Raw genomic sequence first — 17,830 nt, 5'->3', positions numbered from 1 at the left:
GGCCGCTTACTGGGCGCACACCCCGGTGGTGATGATCACGCCGGAGACGGGCACGGGCACGATGGGTCTGGGCGGCTTTCAGGAGTGCAACCAGCTGCCGATGTTCCAGGAGTTCACGAAGTACCAGGGCCATGTGACGCATCCGGCCCGGATGGCCGAGTACACGGGTCGCTGCTTTGATCGCGCCATGAGCGAGATGGGCCCGACGCAGCTGAACATTCCGCGTGACTATTTCTATGGCGAGATCACCTGCGAGATTCCGAAGCCTTCGCGTCTGGATCGCGGCCCCGGCGGCGAGCAGTCGCTGAACGAGGCGGCCGAGCTGCTGGCCACGGCCAAGTTCCCGGTGATCATCTCGGGCGGTGGTGTGGTGATGTCGGGTGCGATCGAAGAGTGCAAGGCACTGGCCGAGCGCCTGGGTGCGCCGGTGGTCAATAGCTATCTGCACAACGATTCCTTCCCGGCCAGCCACCCGCTGTGGTGCGGCCCGCTGGGCTACCAGGGTTCCAAGGCGGCGATGAAGCTGATGGCGCAGGCCGACGTGGTCATCGCGCTCGGTTCGCGTCTGGGCCCCTTCGGCACGCTGCCCCAGCACGGTATGGACTACTGGCCCAAGCAGGCGAAGATCATTCAGATCGACGCGGACAACAAGATGCTGGGTCTGGTGAAGAAGATCTCGGTGGGTATCTGCGGCGACGCGAAGGCCTCGGCGATTGCGCTGACCAGCCGTCTGGCGGGCAAGGATCTGGTGTGTGACGCGAACCGTGGCGAGCGCGCCGCGATCATCGCCAACGAGAAGGCCGCGTGGGAGAAGGAGCTCGACGAGTGGACCCACGAGAAGGATGCGTTCAGCCTGGACATGATCGAGGAGAACGCGAAAGAGAAGACTTTCCAGGGCGGCGACTACCTGCACCCGCGTCAGGTGCTGCGCGAGCTGGAGAAGGCGATGCCGCCGCGTGCGATGGTGTCGACCGACATTGGCAACATCAACTCGGTGGCCAACAGCTATCTGCGCTTCGAGGAGCCGCGCTCCTTCTTCGCCGCGATGAGCTTCGGTAACTGCGGTTACGCCTTCCCGACCATCATCGGTGCCAAGGCCGCGGCCCCCGATCGCCCGGCCATCTCCTACGCCGGTGACGGCGCCTGGGGCATGAGCCTGATGGAAACCATGACCTGCGTGCGTCACAACATTCCGGTCACGGCGGTGGTCTTCCACAACCGTCAGTGGGGTGCCGAGAAGAAGAACCAGGTCGACTTCTACAACCGTCGCTTCGTCGCCGGTGAGCTGGACAACACCTCCTTTGCCGAGATCGCCCGCGCCATGGGCGCCGAGGGCATCACGGTCGACAAGATCGAGGACGTGGGCCCGGCACTGAAGAAGGCCATCGACATGCAGATGAACGAGGGCAAGACGACCATCATCGAGATCATGTGTACCCGCGAGCTGGGCGACCCGTTCCGCCGCGATGCGCTGTCCAAGCCGGTGCGTCACCTCGACAAGTACAAAGACTACGTTTAAGGGCGGCCCTGACCGTATTTCTCCTCCCGCCTCGCCCCGCCCTCGCATAACGGGGTAGAGGCTTTGCCGGAACGTCAGCATCATTCCCCCGATGCATCGTTCCGGCATATTTTTTTCGGTTGGCTGACGGGCTCCCCCGTCACCCGACACTGGAGCTGATGATCATGAAAGCACTGAATCGCATCATCGAGCAGGCCCGCAAAGCACCGGGCCGCATCGCCCTCTCCGAAGGCGACGACGCGCGTGTTCTGACCGCAGCCGTCCGCGCTACCCAGCAAGGCATCGCCCGAATCATTCTGGTTGGCAACCGGGCCAACGCCGAAGCGCTCGCCGCCAAGGAAGGCCTGCCGCTGGACGGCGTCGACTTTGTTGACCCGACCGATTCGCCACTCATGCCCGAGCTGACCGACGCCCTATTCGAACTGCGTCGCCACAAAGGCATGACCCGCGAGCAGGCCGCCGAACAGGCCGCCCAGCCGCTGATCTGCGCCAATTTGCTGGTCAAGACCGGCCACGCCGATGGCACCGTGTCGGGTGCGGTCCACACCACGGGTGATGTGGTGCGCGCGGCCATCCAGATTCTGGGGGTGAAGCCCGGCTTCAAGCTGATCTCCAGCTTCTTCCTGATGATGATGTGCGAGCCCTTCCACTCGCTCAAGGGCGGGCTGATCTTTTCAGACTGCGGGCTGGTGGTCGATCCGAATGCGGAAGAGTTGTCGGAAATCGCCATGGCCGCCGCCGACAGCGCGCGCGACCTGCTGATGGAAGAGCCGCGCGTGGCAATGCTATCGTTCTCCACACGCGGCAGCGCCCGACATGCGGCCGTGGACAAGGTGGTCGAGGCCGCGCGCCGCGTGAAGACACAGCGCCCGACCATGGCGATTGACGAAGACGTGCAACTCGACGCCGCCATCGTCGCTGAAATCGCCAACCGCAAACTGCCGGACTCACAGGTCAAAGGCAACGCCAACGTGCTGATCTTTCCCAATCTCGAAGCCGGCAACATCGGCTACAAGCTGGCCGAGCGGGTCGGCGGCGCGGTCGCCATCGGCCCGCTGATGCAAGGCCTGAGCCAGCCGGCCAACGACTTGTCGCGTGGCTGCAGCGCAGAGGACGTGTTCCATGTGATCGCCGTGACCGTGGTGCAAGGCCACAGCGCCGCCGCAGCCCAGGCCTGACCGGCATGCCCGATCCCGCCCTCATCGCCCTGCTGGCCTTCTTCGCCATCGGCACCTATTTCCAGACCGTCACCGGTTTTGGACTGGGCATGATCGTGATGGGGGCGGCGAGCGGCTTTGATCTGGCGCCGCTGCCGGTGGTGGCGGCGGTGGTCAGCCTGATGGCGCTGACCAACAGCGCGATCGCGCTGCGCGGGAACCTGCATCTCATCGACTGGCCGGCGGCCCGCGCGGTGCTGATCGGCGTGGTGCCGGCGATTGTCGCCGGCGTGCTGCTGCTCGACTATCTCAGCGCGGTCGCGGCCACCGCACTCAAGCTGCTGCTCGGCGTCGTGATCACCTACAGCGGCATCGTCTTTGCGCTACGCCCCACCCAGCTGGCCGAACGCTCGCCCAACCGCAGCTTCTTCGTCAGTGGCGTGCTCGCGGGTCTTTTTGGCGGCCTGTTCGGCATGGCTGGTCCGCCGGTGATCTTCCATTTCTATCGGCAACCGATGGCACTGCCCGCGGTGCGCAGCATGCTGTTGCTGGTGTTCACCTTTACCTCGGCCAGCCGCACCGTGTTCGTCGGCGCCCAGGGCGGGCTCACCACCGAGGTCTGGCTGCTCACCGGCTTCGCCTTCGTGCTGGTCGCAGGGGCCGCCTTTGCCGGGCGACGCTACCCGCCCCCGGTCGCACCGACCACGCTCAGGCGCATCGCCTTCAGCGTACTGATCCTGATTGGTCTGAGCCTGATCGCCTCCGCAGTCAGCGCCCTTCAGTAAACCGCCGCATGTCCGATAACACCGGAAACCAGACATCGATCTGGGCTTAACCCGAGTTGCGCTCAAGGCGCAGCCCAACGGAGACATGCATCGTGAAGATTTCCCACAAAGTCGGCATCGCGGCCGCGGCCGTACTATTTCTGACCGTCGGCATCCTGTCATGGATTCAGGTCAGTCAATTACGCAGCAGCCTGCAAAGCCAGGCCGAGTCGAGCATTTCGCAATCGGGCAGCGCGCTGGCGCGGCAGATCGAGAACTGGCTCAACGGCAAGCTGCAACTGATCGACATGATGTCGCAAAGCGTGGACGCCGAATTCACCCCCGAGCACATCCAGCGAGTCTTCGACCAGCCGATTCTCAAAGAGCAATTCCTGCTGATCTTTGGTGGCCTGGAGACCGACGGCCAGCGCATCACCAACACCCAAAGCTGGAACCCCACCGCCTGGGACGCCCGCAAGCGGCCCTGGTATCCCGTGGCCAAGGACAGCCCCCGCGCCGCGCTCACCGAGCCCTATGCCGATGCCGCCACCGGCGAGATCCTGATCTCGGCCGTGGCCAAGCTGACCGACAAGGGCCAGTTCATGGGCGCCTTCGGCGGCGACCTGAGCCTGAAGACCATCTCGGACGCCGTCAACGCGCTGGACCTCAACGGCGCGGGCCAAGCCTTCCTGATGGCGGGCAACGGCAAGATCATTTCGCACCCGGACGCCAGCCGCAATGGCAAGCCGTATGAAGAACTGTTCGACAACCAGCGCCCCGCGCTCCAGGCCACGCTGGCCACGGTGCAAAGCGGCGGCAAGGAGCTGATGGTGTCCTTCACGCCGCTCAGCAATCTGAAGGGCATGGAGTGGTATCTGGGCATCGCGCTGGATAAAGCCGTGCTGATGCAGGAGGCGCAGGCGGCCACCGTGCGCGCGATCATCGGCACGGTCATTGGCGTGGTGCTGAGCATCATCGTGCTGGCCGCGCTGATGGGCCGCATGCTCACCCCACTGCAACGCCTGCATCAGGCCTTGCAGGAGATCAACGGGGGCGCGGGCGACCTGACCCGCCGTCTGCCGGCCGATGGCAAGGACGAGGTCGCGCAGCTGTCGCAGGAGTTCAACCGCTTTGTTGAGTCGCTGCAGTCGCTGATCGGCAACGTCATGGGCAAGGCCAGTCAGGTCAGCGACGCCAGCTCCGAAACCTCCAGCCAGGTACAAACCGCGGCCGGCCGGCTGCACCGCCAGCTCGAAGAGCTCGATCAGCTGGCGGCTGAAATGGATGGCATGAACAGCACGGCGATCTCCGTGGCCGATCAGGCGGCCGCCGCGGCCCATGCCGCCCAGGCCGCCAACACCCAAACCGAGCAAGGCGTGAAAGTGGTGTCGCAGTCCTCGGACGCGATCGGCCGCCTGGCCAATGACCTGAGCGACACGGGCCAGTCGATCAACAAGCTGGTGCAGCTGAGCAAGAACATCGACAGCATCCTGGCCAAGATCACCGGCATCGCCGATCAGACCAACCTGCTGGCACTCAACGCGGCCATTGAAGCGGCGCGCGCCGGCGAGTCGGGGCGGGGTTTTGCGGTGGTGGCCGACGAGGTGCGCACCCTGGCCTCGCTGACCCAGGAGTCCACCGGCGAAATCCGCAACATCATCGAGCAGCTGCAAAGCGGCGTGACGCTGGCCGAAAACAACATGCGCCAATGCAGCAAAACCGCGGTCCAGACCGTCGAAGACGCCAGCACGGCGAACACCATTCTTGGCGAAGTCAGAACGGCGATTACCCGAATCAACGACTTGAATCTGCAGATCGCCGATAGCGCCAAAGCGCAAAGCACTCGGGCCGGCGAGTTGAACCAGCGCACCGGCAGCATCCGCGACATCAGTCAGGAGGTCGCTGGCGGGGCGAAGACGCGGGTTGGTCTGTGCGCCTCCATGGTCGAGCACATCGGCCAGCAAAACGCGCTGCTGGCGCGATTTAAAGTCTGAGCACGCCGGGGGCCCGCCCCCGCGTCACGCCTCGCGCGGCAGCAACACATCACGCATGAGTTCGGCAGCGGTGCGCATCTGCGGCACGTTGCCGAGCAAGTCCTCGAGCGACACGCGGGCGCTCGGCCCGTGACAGGCGATGGCCGCCACCAGCTTGCCCTCGTGGTCGCGCACCGGCACGGCGACGGCGATCATGCCGCGCACGAACTCCTCATTGTCGATGCCGACGCCGCGCTTGGCGATGCGGTCCAGCTCGACTTCCAGCGCGGCCCGGTCAGTGATGGTGCGCGGCGACGAGCGCGGGAGCGGCATGTGCGCGAGCACCGCCTGCCGCTCAAGCAATGACATCGAGGCCAGAAACAGCTTACCGCTAGCGGTGCAATGCATGGGCACCCAGGTGCCCGGCTGCACATACATGCGCAGCGGCTCGGCGGTGTCGACCCGCTCGACGTAGAGCACCCGCCCGGCGTCGGGCACGGTGAGGTTGCAGGTCTCGCCCAGGCGCCGCACCAGAGCGCGCAGCACCGCCCGACACTCCCGGCGCATGTTTGACCCGCGCAAGGTGTTGAGCGCCAGCGCCACCGAGCGCGTGCCGGTCACATAACCGCGGTCGGCCGGCATGTGCAGCACATAACCCTGCGCCTCCATCGAATGCAGCAGCCGCATCAGCGTGCTCTTGGGCACCTGCATCTGAAGCGCCAGTTGCGCCAGCGTCAGCGGCTGCGGTGAGTGGGTCAGCAACTCCAGCACGGTGAGCGGGCGCAAGCGCCGGATGTCCTCATTGGCGCCCGAGGTGGCCGCGTCTTCCACATCGTCAAAAACGGGCTCAATCGGTGTTGCAGTGCGATTCTGGTTCGTCTCGTCCGGGTTTCGTTTCATTTCAGGCCTCTTGTGCGATTAGCGCTTGGCTTTTCATCTCAATGCCACAATAGTGCATTCAAGGATTTATTGGAACGATACGTTTCATTTATAACTAGATTTTCGGTAGGGCACGCCGTGTCATCGACCGAACCCCAGGAGACGAGAAACATGTCCATCGACGTTGACTACATTGTGGTCGGTGCTGGCTCTGCCGGCTGCGTACTGGCCAATCGCCTGTCGGCCGACCCGGCCAACCGCGTCCTGCTGCTCGAAGCGGGCGGCCCGGACAACAACCCGTGGATTCACATCCCGGTCGGCTACTTCAAGACCATGCACGACCCGAAGTACGACTGGTGCTACAAGACCGAGGCCGATGCCGGCATCGCCGGACGTCAGCTGCAGTGGCCGCGCGGCAAGGTATTGGGCGGCTCCAGCTCGCTCAACGGCCTGCTGTATGTACGCGGTCAGCACGAAGACTACGACCGCTGGGCTGCGCTGGGCAACGAGGGCTGGAGCTTTGCCGAGGTATTGCCCTACTTCAAGAAGTCCGAAGACCAGGAGCGCGGCGCGAGCGAATACCACGGCGTCGGCGGCCCGCTGAAAGTCTCTGACCTGCGCCTGCGCCGCCCGATCGCCGACCACTTCATCGCGGCGGCCAAAGACATCGGCATCCCCTACAACGACGACTACAACGGCGCGGTACAGGAAGGCGTGGGTTACTTTCAGCAGACCGCCCACAAGGGCTTCCGCTGGAGCACCGCCAAGGGCTTCCTGAAGCCGGCGCGTAGCCGCGACAACCTGATCGTCGAAACCCGCGCGCAGACCACCCGCGTGCTGTTCGAAGGCAAGGTCGCCGTCGGCGTGGAATACATGAAGGGCGGCAAGCTGCAGCAAGCCCGCGCCAAGGCCGAAGTCATTCTGGCCTCGGGCGCCATCGGCTCACCGCAGATTCTGCAGAACTCCGGCGTCGGCCCGGCCGAGGTATTGCAAAAAGCGGGCGTCGCGGTGCTTCACGACCTGCCCGGCGTCGGCGAGAACCTGCAAGACCACCTGCAGGTCCGTCTGGTCCTCAAGACCCGCGAGCGAACGCTCAATGACGAGGTCAACAACCCGATCAACAAGCTGTGGATCGGCATGCAGTACATGCTCAACCGCACCGGCCCGCTGACGCTGGCCGCCAGCCAGGTGACCATCTTCACCCGCTCGGGCCCGGATGTGGATCGCCCGGACATCCAGTTCCACATGCAGCCGCTCAGTGCCGACAAGCCGGGCGAAGGCGCGCATCCGTTCTCGGCCTTCACCGCCTCGGTCTGCCAGCTGCGCCCGTTCAGCCGCGGCCATGTGCGCATCACCAGCTCCGACCCGCTCAAGTATCCGGCCATCCAGCCCAACTATCTGTCGGATGAACGCGACCACCCGGTGGTGATCGGCGGCATCAAGGTGGCCCGCGCCATTGCCGAGGCGCCCTCACTCAAGAAACACATCATCGACGAGTTCGTGCCCGGCCGGCAGTTCCAGACCGACGACGAACTGCTCGACGCGGCCCGCCGCTTCAGCCAGTCCATTTACCACCCGGCCGGCACCTGCAAGATGGGGAATGACCCGATGGCGGTGGTCGACGCACGCCTTAAGGTGCACGGGCTGGGCAATCTGCGCGTGGTCGATGCCTCGATCATGCCGGAGCTGGTCTCGGGCAACACCAACGCGCCAACGATCATGATCGCCGAGAAAGCGGCCGACATGATCCTGGCCGACAAGCGCTGAACATCGCGATACCTATAAAACGTTTCACAAGGGCAATCATGCCCGCCCTGCCACCCAGAGGAGACACTCAAATGGCTAACGACAACACTCTCGATCGTCGTGGATTCCTGCGCATTGCGAGTCGCTACGGTCTGACGTCAACCGCCTTTGCCGCGGCGACCGTCGCCGGCCCGCTGACACTCAGCAGCGTCGCCCACGCAGCCTCGAAAAACGCCGATGCACGTGCCGCCAGCACCCCGCTGGTGACGCTCAAGTTTGGCGCATCGGGTTTTAACGAAAACAACCTGAAGATTCAGGAGTCGGGCCAGCTGTGGTTCGCCCAGCAACTGGAGCAGCGCAGCAACGGCGCGATGAAGATCGAATTCATCGGCAGCAACGCCATCTGCAACCAGCTCGACTGCGTCAAGAAAACCCAACAAGGCATCGTCGATCTGTACTCCGCCAGCACCCAAAACTCGGCCGGCTCGGCACCGTATTACAACGTGCTCGACTTCGCCTACATGTTCCCGTCGCGCGCGGCCCAGCATCACTTCTTCTATCACCCGAAGAGCGAGAAGCTGCTGCGCGAACCCTTGCGCAAGCTGCACAACATCCAGTTCCTCTACACCCACTGCGAGCTGCGCGGCATCATGCTGGGCAAGAAGTTCGCCGACAAGCCACTGGTCACCAGCATCGACGAGCTCGCCGGCACCAAGAACCGTGTCACCGGCACCCAGCTGGGCCGCATCGCCATGCAGTTGATGAATCTCAACCCGATCCCGCTCGCCTGGGAGGAAACCCTCGACGGCCTCAAGCAAGGCCTGATCGACGGCGCAGAAACCTGGATGGGCGCCGCCGCCTACGCCAACATGTCGCCGGTGCTGTCACAAGCGGTGGATCTGAAGTTCTTCTGCGGTACCGAACACACCGCCATGAACAACAAGACCTTCGAAAAACTGCCCTCCACACTGCGTGACATCGTGATGGAAACCGCTTACGACGCACAGCAATACACTCAGCGCGAACAGGAACGAGCGCTGATCGAAGTCGTCGGCGCCGCACCCAATCCGGGTCCGAACACCGAGTTCGGCAAGAACGGCGTGCGCGTTGCGACGCTGTCCGACGCCGAAATTCTCAAGGCCGAAAAAATGTGCTCGCCCGAGTACCAACCGAAGCCGTGGGAAGAGTGGCGCGAGCGTCTCAACAAGATGTCGGGCGGTCAGGATGTGTACAAGGAAATCTACGCCATCGCGCGCGAAATCCCCAAAGACATGGCCGCCACCGATGTGAAGCCCCGCCGCTGGTGGCAGAGCGCCTGATCGGCGCCTGATTCACCCCGTCATCACTCTCCCAGCCCCGGCAAAGACCGGGGCGGGCTTTCCCCCTGACTTCGGAGGCCACCTCATGTCTTTCCTGATGGCAATACTTCGGTGGCTGGACCGCCACGCCGAGCGCACGCTCATACTGATCGCCTACTCAAGCATGGCTTTGATCATTGTGTACGCGGTCTTCGAGCGGTACGTGTTCAGCACCCAGATTCCCTGGAGCGCCTCGATCCCGATCTACCTGTTTTTGTGGGTCACCTGGGTCGGCTGCGCCTACAACGTCAACCAGCGCACCCACCTCGTGTTCAACGAGTTTCGCCTGCGCATGTCCTACGGATGGCAGTTCGCCATGATGTGGCTGGACGCCATCCTGTGGATCAGCTTCGGCTCCATGGTGGCCTGGTTCACCATCGAGCAGACCCAGCTGGCGTACATGAACTTCGCCATCGTGCAGGGCACCGACAACGTCATGCAGTGGTGGTTCTATCTCGCTACGCCGATCGGCTGGGGCCTGCTGATGTTCCGCGCGCTACAGAACCTGATTCAAGACATCGGCCGTTATCGCCGCGGCGATCCCTTCCTGGTCGACATCCAGACCATCGGCGGAGACTGAGACCATGGACCAAACACTGCTTATTTCGCTCGTCACCCTGGGTGTCGGCATCCTGTTCCTGGTCGGCGTACCGATCTTTCTGGTCATCGGCTTCTGGGTCACCGGCGTCTCGATCGTCATCGACTTCACACTGGCCAACATCGGCGTCACGCTGTTCGAAGGCCTCAACTTCTTCGGCCTGCTGTCACTGCCGCTGTTCATCCTCACCGGTGACCTGATCGCCGCCGCCGGCATCGCCACCCGCCTGGCCAACTTCGCCCACGCCTGCCTGAGCTGGATGCGTGGCGGTCTCGGCCTGGCCACCATCGGCTCCTGCGGCCTGTTCGCGGCCATCTCGGGCTCCAACTCGGCAACGACGGCCACCATCGGCGGCATCATGCATCCGCTGCTGGTCAAGGATGGTTACGACACCCGCTTCGCCGCGGCCACGGCCGCCGCCGGCGGTACGGTCGGCATCATCATCCCGCCATCGATCATCTTCATCGTCTATGGCTTCCTGATGAACCTGTCGATCTCCGACCTGTTCGTCGCCGGCATCCTGCCTGGCTTCTTGATGGTGATCGCCATGCAGCTGGTGTGCTGGTGGATGTGCCGCAAGCACGGCTGGGGCTCGGTCACGCCGCTCGACATGGGCCGCGTGCTGCGCACCGCACGCAGCGCCTACCTCGGCTTCTTCGCGATCTTCATCGTCATCTTCGGCATCTACTCGGGCATCTTCTCGCCCACCGAGGCAGCGGCGATCACCGTCGGCTTCTGCCTCATCGCCGGTTTGCTGATCACGCGTGAAATCAAGTGGAAGGCGCTGCCCGACATCCTGCTGCGCTCCGGCCAGCTCACCGGCATGCTGGCACCGATGATCGCCATCTCCATCGTCATGCAGCAAGTCTTTGCCCTGCTCGGCGCGGCCGAGACGGTGCAAGCCTTCGTGGCCTGGTTCGGTGACGGCGAGATCGTCGTGCTGCTGGTGTGCATGGCCATCGTGCTGGCCGCCGGCTGCATCCTGGAGAGCCTGCCGGTGACCGTCATCTTCGCCCCCATCCTGGCGCCCATCGCGGTGGCCACAGGGGTCGATCCGGTGCATTTCTCGGTGATCTTCCTGGTCGGCGCCGCCATCGGCTTCATCACCCCGCCCTTCGGCCTCAACCTGTTCGTGGCCAGCGGCGTCACCGGCATCCCCTACGCCAAGCTGGTGAAGTTCGCGGTGATGTACATGACCGGACTGATCATCTCCTGGCTGATCATCGCCTTCATCCCGTGGCTGTCGCTTGGACTGATACCGGCGCCGGGCTGAGCACCGCCCATGCCCGCAACACCGCCCCGGTTGTCCCTTGGACACCGGGGCGTCTTCTTATGTGTCCTCGGCGAGGTCGCGATTGGCCAGCACGAACGCACCCGGCGTGGCGTCGAACTGCTGCTTGAAGGCGGCGATGAAGGCCGACAGTGAATCGTAGCCGCAGGCCAGCGCCACGTCGGTGACCCGCTCGCCCCGCGCCAAGGCCGGCAGCGCACCCAGTAAGCGCACACGCTGCCGCCAGACCCGAAAGCTCAACCCGGTTTCGCGCAGAAAAATACGGCTCAAGGTCTTCTCCGACACCCCGACCCGCGCGCTCCAGTCGGCCAGCTTCACGCGTCGATCGGGGTGGGCCTGCACTCGCGCGCACAGCGTTCGCAGCCGCGGGTCGGTCGGCAGGGGCAGCATCAGCGCCATCTCGGGCGCGGCAGCAATCTGATCGAGCAACACCGCCGCCAGCCGACCGTCGGGGCCGGCCTCGTCATAGGCTTCCGGCACCTGACTGAAAGCGCGGATCAGTTCGCGCAGCAAGGGGCTGACCGCCAGCACTCGGCAGCGGTCGGTCGCCCAGCCGGGGATCTCGGGCGCCACATACAAGCTGCGGATGCGCGTCTGCGCGCTGCACACCACCCGATGCATCACCTCCGCCGGAATCCACACTGCTCGCTGCGGCGGCGCCACGAAGCGCCCAGCGCTGCTGCGCACCTCGACCACCCCTTGTTCGGCGTAGGCAAACTGCCCCCACGGGTGGCGGTGGCGATACCCCAGCACCAGATTAGGCAAGGCTTCGACATGGCCATAGAGCGGGCGTGGCAATTGCGTCAGTTCGCTCAGCCGGCGGGCGATGCCGCCGGGCGTTTGTCCGTTCATCGACACTTGATGGCCTTTCTGCGTTAGTCGGAAATTTCAGGTCACGCTACCGTGTGCCCTATCTCAACGCAAGCCGGGGCTCGCCATGCTCTTCCTCCGACGCCTGTTCGACCCATTTTCCATCGCGGTCATCGTCGCCGTGCTGATCGCTACGCTGTTGCCGGCGGTCGGCCGGGGCGCCACCGTGTTCGGCGGCCTCACCCACCTGGCCATCGCGCTGCTGTTCTTCCTGCACGGCGCCCGCCTGTCGCGCGCGGCGATCCTCGCCGGCGCCGGCCACTGGCGCCTGCATGCGCTGGTGTTTGCCTGCACCTTCGTGCTGTTTCCGGTGCTGGTGCTGGCGCTCAAGCCGCTGATTCTGCCGCTGGTGGGCGAGACGCTGTACCGCGGCATGGTCTACCTGTCGGTGCTGCCGGCCACGGTGCAGTCGGCCATTGCCTTCACCTCGATGGCGCGCGGCAATGTGCCGGCCGCCATCTGCAGCGCCGCGGCGTCCAGCCTGCTGGGCATCGTCCTCACGCCGCTGCTGGTGATGGTGCTGATGGATGCCGGCGACGGCAGCGGCTCGGGCCTCGACGCGGTGGGCAAGATCGTGCTGCAGCTGCTGGTGCCCTTCCTCGCCGGCCACGCCGCGCGCCACTGGATTGGCGCCTGGGTGGCACGCCACCAGCGTTGGCTGAAGTTCGTCGATCAGGGCTCGATCCTGCTGGTGGTGTACACCGCCTTCAGCGATGCGGTGACCGGCGGCCTGTGGCAACTGGTGCCGGCAGCCGATCTGCTCGCGCTCGCACTGGTGTGCTGCCTGCTGCTGGCCATGGTGCTGTGGATCACCCAGTTGCTGGCGCTGCGCCTGGGCTTCAGCACCGAAGACTGCATCACCATCGTCTTCGCCGGCTCAAAAAAGAGCATGGCCACCGGCGTGCCGATGGCGCAGATCCTCTTTGCCGGCGGCGCGGTGGGCCCGCTGATCCTGCCGCTGATGCTGTTCCACCAGATCCAGCTGATGGTCTGTGCGGCGCTGGCGCAACACTATGCGCAGCGCGACGAGACGCCGACAGGCACAACCGACGCCGCCTGATACCGGCCAACGGCCGGCCTCTGCTATCGTCGGGACAACGCAATACCGACAGGAGGGGCGCATGGCCCGGATCAAGGCACTGGTGTTCGACGTTTTCGGCACACTGGTCGATTGGCGTACGTCCATCGCACGGGAAAGCGAACAGGCGCTGACCCCGCTCGGCATCGCCGTCGATTGGCTCGCCTTCGCCGACGCCTGGCGCGATCAATATCAACCGGCGATGGAAGAAGTGCGCGCCGGCCGCATCCCCTTCTGCAAACTCGACTGCCTGCACCGGCGCAACCTCGACGTGGTGCTCGCCGACCTCGGCCTCGACCAGCTTAACGAAGCCACCCGCCAGCAGCTCAACCTCGCCTGGCACCGCCTCGACGCCTGGCCCGACGTCAGCGCGGGCCTGCATGCGCTGCGGCAGCACTACCGGCTCGCGCCCTGCTCCAACGGCAACATCTCGCTGATGGTCGACCTGGCGCGGCGCAACGACTTCCCCTGGGACGCCATCCTCGGCGCCGAAGTGGCGCGCGACTACAAACCCAAGCCGACGGTGTACCTGTCGGCCGCCGACGCCTTCGACCTGCGCCCCGACGAGGTCATGATGGTCGCCGCCCACTCGTCCGACCTGGCCGCGGCGGCCGAGGCCGGATTGCGCACTGCCTTCATTGCCCGGCCAGACGAGTACGGACCGGGGTTGGGGGAGTCGGCAGCGACGGTGCCGGTCGATGTATCGGCTGGCAGTTTGATCGCGCTGGCGCAAGCGCTCAGCACCGCGAACACGCCGCCCTGATGAACATGGGCACACCAATAGAAAACGGACCTCGCGGTCCGTTTTCTATTGCAGCGGCCTGACGTCGCCTAGCGCTTCAACATCTGATGCACCGCTTCCAGGTGCTCCGGCTCGTTGTGGCACATACCCTGGAAGGTGGCGCACAGGTCGAGGAAGTCTTTCAGCTCCATGCGCTGCGCCATCTTCATCAGGCGTTTGGTCAGGCGGGTGGCCTTGGGCGGCTGGCTGGCGATGCGGGCGGCGATCTCCTGCGCCCGCGCCATCAGCTGCTCAGGCGCCACCACGTCGAGCACGATGCCCAGCGTCTTGGCTTCATCGGCGCCGACGATGCGGCCACTCAGCGTCAGCTCGAAGGCTTGCTGGTAGCCGATCAGGCGCTGCATGAACCACGCCCCGCCGTCGCCCGGGATGATGCCCAGGTTGAGAAAGGTTTCGCCGAACTTGGCCTTGCTGGAGGCCACGCGGATGTCGGCCATGTTGGCGAGATCGAAACCCGCGCCGATGGCCGGGCCATTGACCGCGGCGATGACCGGGATCTCGACATTGTGCAGCGCCAGCGGAATGCGCTGGATGCCGCGGCGGTAGCGGTCGGCGCATTCGGCCACGTCGCCGGCGAAATCGCCGCCGCGCTCGGCCATGTCCTTGACGTTGCCGCCGGCAGAGAAGGCGCTGCCGGCGCCGGTCATGACCAGCACCGAGACCTCGTCGCAGCCATTGACCCACTCGGCCACCTGTACGATGTCGTCGATCAGGCCGGTGCCGGTGAGGGCGTTGCGCACATCGTCACGGTTGAAGGTCAGCGTGGCGACGCGGTTTTCGACGCTCAGCAGCGCGTCTTTCAGGATCGGTGGAGTCATCAGATGGCGTCCTTGCGATTGACGATGATGCGGGCATCAACGATGGCGTAGCCGTCGTCGTAAGCCAGCACAGGGTTGAGGTCCAGCTCGGCCAGTTGCGGATAGGCCGAAACGATGCTGGAGACCTTGAGCAGCAGGTCGACCAGCGCGGCCTTGTCCACCGCCGCCTCGCCGCGCGCGCCTTCGAGGATCTTGCGCGCCTTGATCTGGTTGACCATCGACTCGGCCGCATGCCGCGACAGCGGAATGGCGCGGAAGGCGACGTCTTCGAGAATTTCGACAAAGATGCCCCCCAGGCCGAACATCAGCACCGGGCCGAAGATCGGATCGCGGCTCACGCCGATGATGATCTCGGTGCCCTTCTTGGCCATCGGCGTCACCAACACGCCCTTGATCTCGGCGGTCGGCAGATAGGCCTTGCACGAGCGCATGATCTGCTCGTAGGCGTCTTTGAGCGCCACTTCGCCGCGCAGGAAGAGCTTCACCCCACCCGCGTCGGACTTGTGCAGGATGTCTTTTGACACCACTTTCATCACCAGCGCCTGATCGCCAAAGTGCGCGGCGACATCGCCCAGTTCCTTGGCGTCTTCAACCAGAATCTCTTCGGCCACGCTGACGCCATGCGAACGCAGCAGCGCCTTGGCTTCAACCTCGAACAGGTCGCGCCCCTCGGCTTGCGCCTTGGCGAACACCGCCAGTTGGTCGGCATGCGGCACCACCGCTGCAGCCGGCACCTGCTCGGCCGCACCCTTGAGGTAAATGCCCCGCTCCCCCAGCGCCGCCAGCACACGCACGGCAAGTTCGAGCGAGCTATACACCGGCAGACCGGCTTCGTGCAGGCGACGCAGCGGCGGCGGCTTGACCGGCGCATACAAGCTGTAAATCACCAGCGGCTTATCGATGCGGTGGGCCAGCTCGATCATTGTCTCGGCGCCACGCATCTCGTCGCCGAGCAGATGTTCGGCAAAACGAATGCTGTAGCCGCCGAACATGCCGACCAGGAAGATCGCATCGACCCCTTCGTCGTCGGCCACGATTTCCATGCAGGTGGCGAGCAGCGCGGGGTCGGCGTCGGTGCTGCCAGCCACGTCGACCGGGTTGATCACCGAGGCTTGCGCAAACAGCACCTCGCGCAAGCGCGCCTGGGTGGCGTCAGACAACTCAGCCAACTCCAGCCCCGCCTCCGACAGCCGGTCAGAGGCAATGGTGGCCTGACCGCCACCGTCGGCGATCACCGCGATGCGCTTGCCCGGCGCCTTCTGCAACTGCGCCAGACCCTCGGCCACCGGCAGGATCTCGTCGGAGTTCTGCACCACACTGACGCCCACCTGGCGCAGCAGATCGACCGTCATCGCATAGCTGCCGGCCAGCGCGCCGGTGTGCGAACTGGCGGCCTTGGCGCCCAATTCGGTCGAGCCGGACTTGTACACCACCACCGGCTTGACCGCAGTCACATCGCGCGCCACTTCGAGGAAGCGCTCGCCGTCGCGGAAGCCCTCAACATACAGCGTCGCCACATGGGTGTTTTCGTCCTCGCCCAGATAGCGCAGGTAATCGTTGAAGCCGATGTCCACCTGGTTACCCGGGCCAACATAGGTCGAAAAGCCAACATGGCGGTTGTGCTCGGCTTCGAGCACCAGCGACAGCAACATGTTGCCCGACTGCGAGATGAAGCCCACATGCCCCGGCTTGACGTTTGACAGCGCCAGCAGGTTGACCTGCTTGTGCAGGTTGAACATGCCCGAGGTGTTCGGGCCGATGATGCGTACGCCGCCCGCCCGCGCAGCCGCCATCATCTGCTCTTCGAGCGCCGCGCCTTCGGGGCCAACTTCCTTGAAGCCGCTGGCCAGCACCACCGCGCCCTTGACGCCCTTCTTGCCGCACTCGGTGAGAATGCCGGGCAGCGTCGCCGCCGGCGTGCAGATCAGTGCCAGATCGATCTTGCCGGGAATCGACTCCAGCGACGGGTAGGCCTTGACGCCCAGCACCCGGTCCGCCTTGGGGTTGATCGGATAGATGTCGCCGGCGTAGCCGTCCTTGATCAGGCCGACCATGGCCTTGTAGCCGCGCTTGGTCGGGTCGGCCGACGCGCCAACAATGGCGATCGCGTCGGGGGAGAGAAACTCATGCAGCGGGCTGCGGCCGCTCAATGATTGATGTTTTGCAATTGCCATGTTCAAACCCCCTTGAAAACCGGTGTGCGCTTCTCGGCGAAGGCGTCGATGCCTTCCTGCCAGTCCTGGGTCGTGCCGACAAACATCATGCCTTCGAGCTCGGCGGTGAGCGCCGCGTCGAGCGTGCGCTCGGCGGCCATGTTGAGCTGCTCCTTGGCCAGTTGCATCGAGAACGGCGCCTTGCTGGCGATGCGCTGTGCAAACTCGCGCACCCCGTCCAGAAAGCCCGCGTCCGGCAACACCCGGTTGGCCAGGCCAATGCGCACCGCCTCCTCGCCCTTGATTCGCTCACCGAGAAACACCAGCTCGCGCGCCTTGGCCAGCCCGACCAGACGCGGCAACAGATAGGTCACGCCACCACCCAGATAGTTGCCGATGCTCACCTCGGGCAGCCCGATCTGCGCGCTCTCGGCCATCAGGATGAAGTCCGAGGCCATGGCCACTTCGGCGCCTGCGCCCAAGGCATAGCCATTGACCGCCGCAATCACCGGCTTCGACAGCAACATCAGCCGCTTGCAGACAATCTGCTCGCCTTGCAGATACTGGCGCCGATCAAACGCCGTACGGCCGGTCTTGTGTTCTTTCAGGTCGGCACCCACGCAAAACGCGCGGCCCTCGCCGGTGAGCAGCACCACACGCGCGTCCTTGTCGGCCTCGGCCACGCCCAGCGCATCGTTCAGCTCGTCATACAGCGTCTGCGTCACCGCATTCATGCGATGCGGCCGGTTGAGCCGGATCTCGGCGATGCCATTTTTCATCTCATACAGAATCGTTTCGTAAGCCATGTTGTCCTCTCCGAATCC

15 protein-coding genes are annotated in these 17,830 nt (G+C 64.7%); 10 read left to right on the top strand and 5 right to left on the bottom strand.

Translation table 11 applies throughout. From position 1 onward, the window contains the following. The 4 genes from xsc to FHP89_RS17445 form a co-directional block, all read left to right on the top strand. Positions 1-1,519 (top strand): sulfoacetaldehyde acetyltransferase (gene xsc, locus FHP89_RS17460; protein WP_144224977.1); only part of this gene is annotated, 1,519 nt, incomplete at its 5' end. A 164-nt stretch (positions 1,520-1,683) separates the two neighbouring features. Further along, positions 1,684-2,697: a phosphate acetyltransferase gene (gene pta / locus FHP89_RS17455; RefSeq protein WP_144178309.1), complete on the top strand. Its 1,014-nt coding sequence runs from the start codon at positions 1,684-1,686 to the stop codon at positions 2,695-2,697. A 5-nt stretch (positions 2,698-2,702) separates the two neighbouring features. Then, complete coding sequence (locus tag FHP89_RS17450; RefSeq protein ID WP_144178307.1) at positions 2,703-3,461, top strand: sulfite exporter TauE/SafE family protein; 759 nt, start codon at positions 2,703-2,705, stop codon at positions 3,459-3,461. Between the two features lie 92 nt (positions 3,462-3,553). Then, complete coding sequence (locus FHP89_RS17445; RefSeq protein ID WP_144178305.1) at positions 3,554-5,434, top strand: methyl-accepting chemotaxis protein; 1,881 nt, start codon at positions 3,554-3,556, stop codon at positions 5,432-5,434. Positions 5,435-5,458: 24 nt separating this feature from the next. Here FHP89_RS17445 and FHP89_RS17440 read toward each other — a convergent pair whose 3' ends face one another. After that, entirely contained in the window at positions 5,459-6,313 is an 855-nt protein-coding gene (locus FHP89_RS17440) for an IclR family transcriptional regulator (protein ID WP_144178303.1), read from the bottom strand. A 150-nt stretch (positions 6,314-6,463) separates the two neighbouring features. Here FHP89_RS17440 and FHP89_RS17435 point away from each other — a divergent pair, with 150 nt between their 5' ends. The 4 genes from FHP89_RS17435 to FHP89_RS17420 all read left to right on the top strand — a co-directional run bounded on the left by FHP89_RS17435 (position 6,464) and on the right by FHP89_RS17420 (position 11,267). Beyond that, the gene (locus FHP89_RS17435; protein ID WP_144178301.1) at positions 6,464-8,059 is read left to right on the top strand and encodes a GMC family oxidoreductase; all 1,596 of its coding nucleotides are present in this window, start codon (positions 6,464-6,466) and stop codon (positions 8,057-8,059) included. A 71-nt stretch (positions 8,060-8,130) separates the two neighbouring features. Beyond that, positions 8,131-9,357 carry a TRAP transporter substrate-binding protein gene (locus tag FHP89_RS17430; protein WP_144178299.1) on the top strand — a complete coding sequence of 409 codons (1,227 nt, stop codon included), beginning with the start codon at positions 8,131-8,133 and terminating at the stop codon, positions 9,355-9,357. 85 nt (positions 9,358-9,442) lie between these two features. Beyond that, complete coding sequence (locus FHP89_RS17425; RefSeq protein WP_144178298.1) at positions 9,443-9,976, top strand: TRAP transporter small permease; 534 nt, start codon at positions 9,443-9,445, stop codon at positions 9,974-9,976. Positions 9,977-9,980: 4 nt separating this feature from the next. Next, a complete protein-coding gene (locus FHP89_RS17420; RefSeq protein WP_144178297.1) occupies positions 9,981-11,267 on the top strand; it encodes a TRAP transporter large permease in 1,287 nt (428 codons plus the stop codon). Between the two features lie 57 nt (positions 11,268-11,324). Here FHP89_RS17420 and FHP89_RS17415 read toward each other — a convergent pair whose 3' ends face one another. Further along, complete coding sequence (locus FHP89_RS17415) at positions 11,325-12,137, bottom strand: AraC family transcriptional regulator (protein WP_144178295.1); 813 nt, start codon at positions 12,135-12,137, stop codon at positions 11,325-11,327. A gap of 85 nt (positions 12,138-12,222) precedes the next feature. Between FHP89_RS17415 and FHP89_RS17410 the strand changes: the two genes are divergently transcribed. Together FHP89_RS17410 and FHP89_RS17405 are read left to right on the top strand one after the other, a co-directional pair. Then, entirely contained in the window at positions 12,223-13,215 is a 993-nt protein-coding gene (locus FHP89_RS17410) for a bile acid:sodium symporter family protein (protein ID WP_144178293.1), read from the top strand. A 61-nt stretch (positions 13,216-13,276) separates the two neighbouring features. Beyond that, complete coding sequence (locus FHP89_RS17405; protein WP_144178291.1) at positions 13,277-13,996, top strand: haloacid dehalogenase type II; 720 nt, start codon at positions 13,277-13,279, stop codon at positions 13,994-13,996. Between the two features lie 68 nt (positions 13,997-14,064). Here the strand turns inward: FHP89_RS17405 and FHP89_RS17400 are convergent, their stop codons facing one another. Genes FHP89_RS17400 through FHP89_RS17390 form a run of 3 tightly spaced genes read right to left on the bottom strand, consistent with a single transcriptional unit; the run spans position 14,065 to position 17,812 of the window. Further along, positions 14,065-14,853: an enoyl-CoA hydratase-related protein gene (locus FHP89_RS17400; protein ID WP_144178289.1), complete on the bottom strand. Its 789-nt coding sequence runs from the start codon at positions 14,851-14,853 to the stop codon at positions 14,065-14,067. Further along, positions 14,853-17,027 carry an acetate--CoA ligase family protein gene (locus FHP89_RS17395; protein WP_144178286.1) on the bottom strand — a complete coding sequence of 725 codons (2,175 nt, stop codon included), beginning with the start codon at positions 17,025-17,027 and terminating at the stop codon, positions 14,853-14,855. Before FHP89_RS17395 ends, FHP89_RS17400 begins: the two co-directional genes overlap by 1 nt. Positions 17,028-17,029: 2 nt before the next feature. Then, positions 17,030-17,812 carry an enoyl-CoA hydratase/isomerase family protein gene (locus tag FHP89_RS17390; RefSeq protein ID WP_144178284.1) on the bottom strand — a complete coding sequence of 261 codons (783 nt, stop codon included), beginning with the start codon at positions 17,810-17,812 and terminating at the stop codon, positions 17,030-17,032. Positions 17,813-17,830: the final 18 nt, after the last annotated feature.

Source organism: Denitromonas ohlonensis (genome assembly GCF_007625205.1).
GTDB classification, from domain to species: domain Bacteria; phylum Pseudomonadota; class Gammaproteobacteria; order Burkholderiales; family Rhodocyclaceae; genus Nitrogeniibacter; species Nitrogeniibacter ohlonensis.
The sequence above is the reverse complement of the archived record's forward strand: the minus strand, read 5'-3'. Positions and strand labels throughout refer to the sequence as shown.